Genomic DNA, 525 nt, shown 5'->3' on the forward strand with positions numbered 1-525 from the left:
CGTTTGGCTCTCTATACTCAACCGTAAACCAGTAGTCACTAGTTGGCATTGGATTACCATTATACGTTCCATCCCATCCTAGTCCACTTGGACTTAATTGTTTTAATAATTTACCGTAACGATCAAAGATGTATATCTCAGCATCTAATTGGTCTTCTATTCCGTAAATGTTCCAAGTGTCGTTAAACCCATCGTCATTTGGTGTAAAGAAGTGTGGATAGTCCATTACCATTACTGGTATACTTGCTTCTCCACAGCCATTAATGTCTCTTACTGTTATTATATGCTCTCCTGCTCCTACGTCTGTAAACATATACATACCATCATTTGGTGTATTTGTTTCCCATGGTCCATCGTCTATACTAAACTCGAAGATTGAAACACCACTTCCTGTTGCGGTTACTGATATGTTATGTACTTCTGCAAAGGCTGCTGTGGTTACTTCTGCTGTGATTACTGGTGGCTCACTTTCTTCTACCGTTGCAGAGTCGTCATTAGTACATCCGGTAACTGCATCTGTTACTA

1 protein-coding gene is annotated in these 525 nt (G+C 40.0%); it reads right to left on the reverse strand.

Annotation, left to right across the window (positions count from 1 at the left end; genetic code table 11):
* Window positions 1–525 (reverse strand): T9SS type B sorting domain-containing protein (locus tag V6251_RS15135; RefSeq protein WP_341588997.1); only part of this gene is annotated, 525 nt, incomplete at both ends.

The organism is Olleya sp. Ti.3.14 (assembly GCF_038154885.1).
In the GTDB taxonomy this organism is placed as follows: domain Bacteria; phylum Bacteroidota; class Bacteroidia; order Flavobacteriales; family Flavobacteriaceae; genus Olleya.